The 3,259-nt window shown below is 53.9% G+C and carries 3 protein-coding genes; all 3 read right to left on the reverse strand.

The window, feature by feature from the left end:
* Positions 1 to 862: sulfatase (locus ACESLU_RS13365; protein ID WP_372639128.1), on the reverse strand; the 862-nt coding region annotated here is incomplete at its 3' end.
* 270 nt (positions 863 to 1,132) lie between these two features.
* Entirely contained in the window at positions 1,133 to 2,572 is a 1,440-nt protein-coding gene (locus ACESLU_RS13370; RefSeq protein WP_372639129.1) for a hypothetical protein, read from the reverse strand.
* Between the two features lie 181 nt (positions 2,573 to 2,753).
* The coding region (locus ACESLU_RS13375; RefSeq protein ID WP_372639130.1) for a BNR-4 repeat-containing protein at positions 2,754 to 3,259 on the reverse strand (506 nt) is incomplete at its 5' end.

Genomic DNA, 3,259 nt, shown 5'->3' on the forward strand with positions numbered 1-3,259 from the left:
CGCTGGTCAGCCCCCCGTATCGGCTGCCCGCCTCAACGCGCTCCGGCCAGTGGAATATCAGTGGCGTTCGCACCCCCGCATCATAGACCGTCCCCTTAGCCCGCGGGAAGGGCGCCCCGTTGTCACTCAGAAAGATGACCAGGGTATTTTCGGCTTGGCCTCGCTCCTCCAATTCCTCCATAAACCGCCCGATCTGCCCGTCCATCCGGGCAATTTCATCGTAATAGCGGGCCAGGTCGGCACGGGTCTGCGGGGTATCCGCCAGGTACGGCGGTACCTTTACCTCTTCGGGCGAATGACGGGCGGGGGCATCCTCATAGGGACGGTGGGGATCGGAAAATCCCACCCACAGGAAAAAGGAATCCTCGCCGGAGGCCTCCAAAAAATCGGGGAATGCCCCGGAGAGCTCCTCGCTATACCAGTCGAACTGGGCATCGGCGTGCGGACCGTAGTGCGTCTTTTTCATGTGTCCGGTGTAGTAACCTTCGTCTGACAGGTACCCGGGCAAGATCCGGCTGCCCTCCGGAAGCGGCATATGCAGGTCCTCCGCCCCCGTGGCGTGCGGGTACCGGCCGGTCAGGATGGAAATGCGAGAGGGACTGCACTGGGGGGTCGTCAGGAACGCCTGCTCAAACAACAGCCCGCCGGAGGCCAGCTGGTCGATGTTCGGGGTCTGGATAACCTCATTGCCATACGCGCCGAAATCCCGCCACCCCGCATCGTCGGCGACAAAAATCAGGATATTGGGACGCTCTCCGTTAGAAGAGGGTTGCGCCTGGGTGGTTATCCCTATTCCTGAACCAAGTATTAAACATACCAGGATTGAAAATATGGGTGGCAAAAAGCGATTACGGAGCATCATTATTTCAGTTTATTATGAATTTGTATATGACCTGAGGTTAAGCAATATGTGTAGCAGAGCTAACCCGGCCCCACCAAAGCCCTCTTACAGTAACCGCATTTTTTCCGTATAAATCAATATAGTTCCCACGGATTCGCTGCATTTAACAAGCAAGCTGAAAGTGGTCCGGATCCGGGAATGCAGACAGGCAACTGCGGAATACCACCGGACGTCAGAATCAGCCGCCCGATGGATTGTCCCATTCCTCCTTTAATCCACCTCCTGGCCTTGTTACTCTTCCATTCCCTTACTGATAAAAGCGACCCACGGTCCGTCGCCGGGAGCTCGCAGCGAGACCTTTTGTTGGGATACGGCCTGATGGCGGACCCACTGCCTTTTGGATATATCGAGCCAGCGGACCTGCCACCGGCGACCATTCTCCGGAAGCTGTAGCTCCACTTCGCCCCCGCCGGTAAAAAAGACGGCATAGTGTTCATCCTCTATATAACTGAGATATGCCTCGTCTTCTTCGCGACCGGATAAAAGACTGTGTCCGGTATCGGGACGTGCTTCGAAAATATTGAACTCCTCTAACAACATGCGCGCACTGCGAAGCTGTGTTTTAGCCAGGCCACTGAGACCAATGCCGGAGCTGGGCCGGTGGAAGCGGGCGGAAGCTGCGCCGGCAAATATGAGCCGCCACATTTTTTCCACCGCGTCGATATTATCTCCGCCGTGCCGGCCGTCATCGGCTCCATAAATTTTTACGCTGTTAATGGGGCGGGGATGGTCGCTGATATAGTCCCGCACCCACAGAAAATTCTGCCAGTGCGTTTCATTCCTCTGGTGGTTGTTCTGGGAGACATCCACAAAATCAAACCGCTCCGGGTGATCGAGTGTGCGCCGGTGTTCTTCTGCCGTCAGATCCCAGTCGTCCCACATTTCGGTCAGGTACACGGACTTGTTTTCCTGTTCGGCCCGCTGGCGGACAAACTCCGCCCAGTACACCGCCCAGGCTTCTTCGCCGGAGGTCTCGTTGTCCATGCAATACAAGACATTGGGGTATTCCAGGGCGTAATCCAGCAGCTTGCTTACGAACTTCTGCTGGTACTGCAGGACGATCTCATTATGCCGCTGTTCGGGGGTGGTAAAAAAGAACGGCTGCTCATTCGCCCCCGGGTGCTCGGGATACTCCGGCTGAAATCCCGACTCTTCATAGCTGTAGTTGATATTATTCCGGGGATTGTACGGGTGCGGCGGCCAGTTATCGCGGGAATAGTCAAACCGGTCCCAGATTTCAATCTGCACGATGATATCCCTTTCGGAGGTCCACCGCAGCATCTGTTCAAAACGCTTCCAGTATTCTTCATTCCATTGATCCAGGTCATATTTCCCGTTATCCAGCTGTTTAAAAGGATATTCCACAAAGCCGCTGCCCGGACGTTCGCCATCCATGGGGCGGTCACTCATGGTATTGCGGATATAGTTGCCCCCGGCCTCGGAAATCTCCTCCAGGTGTTCCCTCAACCCGGGGATCTGAAACAAGTTGTCATCCTTCGATCCCCCTAATAAAAGCACGGGTTCTCCCTTGTACTGCCAGTAATAGGAGTTCTCCTCCCAGGGCTGGATGCGGTCTTGATCATTTTGCGCCCAGGCGGTTTCCGCACTGAAACAAGCAACAAAAGCCAGTCCCGCTGCCAGCCAACGTGTTATGCTATTGATATTTTTCATAATACTATTATTTATTTTGTGTAGGCCCGAAAGATCTATTATGCCACAAATCACTCATCCACGCAATGTAATTTTCAATCTGGTAACATCACTTTCAAGGGACTTCGTTAGAGCCGTAAATTACTCCCAAAGCAACAATATACCATACATCTATGTGAGAAATAGGAGCTAAAACAACATATCACTCTTTTACCACATGATACAGTTTCAGCGGTTGGGCGGCGGGTATCGGTTCTTCGCGGGGCCGGTCGCGGTTTCGGTTCAGTGACTCCCAGCGCAACAGGTAATACGCTTCACCGGATTTATTGGTAACCCTGTTCACCTGCATTTCCGGATGATCCGCACGGACACTATCCAGATATGCCGGGTATGTATGATCAACTCTCAGTTGTTCACCAGCTTTCAGATCCGATTTATTCAGCACATACCTTTGTACCCCCACCGTGTCAATCCAAAACCGCTGGACCAGCCGGTCGCCCTCGGGTTGTACCGGATAGACCCCCACCCTGTTATTGATCGATCCGCGTCCACCGAAATCCCAGCGGAAATCCCAGTCAGTCGCCTGGTAAATCTGCCAGCCGTTCTCTTCGCTCCGGGCATTATAGACCTGGGTATGTCCCTCCGCATCGAATTTGTGATAGGTAACTACCGGACGGTCCTCATGATCAAATCCGATCACGGTATTGC

The organism is Fodinibius sp. (assembly GCF_041642155.1).
In the GTDB taxonomy this organism is placed as follows: domain Bacteria; phylum Bacteroidota; class Rhodothermia; order Balneolales; family Balneolaceae; genus Fodinibius.

What these genes read in the sequence shown, in the direction of transcription:
- ACESLU_RS13370 (WP_372639129.1), bottom strand. Translation starts at nt 2,572, where the DNA reads ATGAAAAATATCAATAGCATAACACGTTGGCTGGCAGCGGGACTGGCT.